This is a genomic window from Methylophaga sp. UBA1464 (assembly GCF_002325665.1).
In the GTDB taxonomy this organism is placed as follows: domain Bacteria; phylum Pseudomonadota; class Gammaproteobacteria; order Nitrosococcales; family Methylophagaceae; genus Methylophaga.
On the sequence record NZ_DCSO01000089.1, the window covers coordinates 39,465 to 41,241 of the forward strand.

The 1,777-nt window shown below is 43.5% G+C and carries 1 pseudogene; it reads left to right on the forward strand.

The features are described from left to right. Positions 1-1,777, forward strand: a pseudogene (locus B3O33_RS11725) (pilus assembly protein PilY); the annotation flags it as partial.

Here is a 1,777-nt window from a genome sequence, read left to right on the forward strand (position 1 = left end):
GAAGGAGGGTTTGAAGATGATAATATCCACAACTATCGCAGACGTTCCAGCCATAACAATAAAAACTACTATGATCCAACCAGACGATATCGGCCTTGGGTAACTTCTGAAAATGAAACTTGGCCTGATGCCATTACCAGTTGTGCATATCATAATCCTGCTGATACCTCATTAGGTTGCAGAGACCTTACCGTGCAGAATGCCGGTAATGCTAATACAAGTACGGATAGTTACGGTCGCTGGCGTCGTCGTGCTTCCGGTGGTGGCTATAGCTGGTCCACGGGTAACTATGTTGATGCACAAACAGGTGAAGCAGGATTTTGGCCTGCCACCTATTTTGTCTGGTCACCGGGAAATGTAGGTTGTAATAACAATGCAGATACTCGAGCTTGTTATACCAAAGTTGAAATCCGAACAGGAAACACATACCAAGGCAGTGATGCACGAAGTGATTGTGCCAGTAAACCAAGCTGCACTTATTTGGAAGAAATACAAAACTTTGCAAATTGGTATACCTATCATCGCTCCAGAGTGCTAACTTCCCGAGCAGGTATAGGCCGCGCTTTCGCTCAACAGGCTGAAAATATGAGGGTTGGGTTTGGAGCAATAAATAAAGGCGCTTCTGACATTGATGGGCTTAATACTAGTGCAATTATTTCCGGTGTTCGCCGCTTTACCAGTTCAGATCGAGACAACTTTTTCCAAAATTTATATGAACACCCCATGCCTGCATCCAATACCCCTTTGAGGTGGGCGCTAGATCGAGCGGGAAGATACTACTCATATGATGACAATAGTGGACCATGGGGACAAACACCCGGCAGTAATAATTCAGCTGAACATTTACAATGCCGAGCGAGCTACACCATTTTAATGACCGATGGTTATTGGAACAGCTCAACAGCGGGAGTTGCAGCGGCTAGAGCCAATAATGATGGAACTGACGGGCCGACAATTACCGGACCTGGAACAACTTCATTTACCTTTGAAGCTGAATCACCTTTTAGTGATGAGCATGATGATACCTTGGCAGATGTTGCCATGTATTATTGGAAAAATGATCTTCGAACCGATTTAGGTAACAAAGTACCAACTTCTTCTATCAATCCAGCATTTTGGCAACATATGGTCACGTTTGGAGTTGGATTGGGAGTATCAGGATCAATCGATCCAGATACTGCTTTTGCGGCCATTGATAATGACACTATTATTAACTGGCCTGACCCTACTTCTAGTAATGCAGCGAAACTTGATGATGTGCTACATGCGGGAGTTAACAGTCGTGGTGGCTTTTTTAGTGCCAGTGACCCTGATAGTTTCGCCGAACAATTGAGCGGTGTATTGAGTAACATCGTTGACAGGACATCTTCAGCTTCTTCTGTCGCTTTAAACTCCGGTTCAATATCCAGTGATAGCAGAGTGTATCAGGCACGTTTTAATAGTGAAGGTTGGACAGGTCAGTTATTAGCTTTACCGATTACAGGAGGAGGGACTTTAGGTTCGCCAATTTGGGATGCGAGAGATCTGATCCCTGCTGCAAATGACAGGATAATCATTACCTTTGATGGTTCCGATGGTAAGCCTTTCATTTTTGACAATCTTAATGATGAACAGAAAAGTTTGCTTAATAATGATGAGGATCTTCTTAAATATCTGAGAGGAGATCAAACACAAGAAATAAGTAATGAAGGAACTCTGAGAAATCGTAATAGTATATTAGGGGACATCATTAATTCGGCTCCAGCTTTTCTTGGTGCGCCAATACAACGCTACCCAG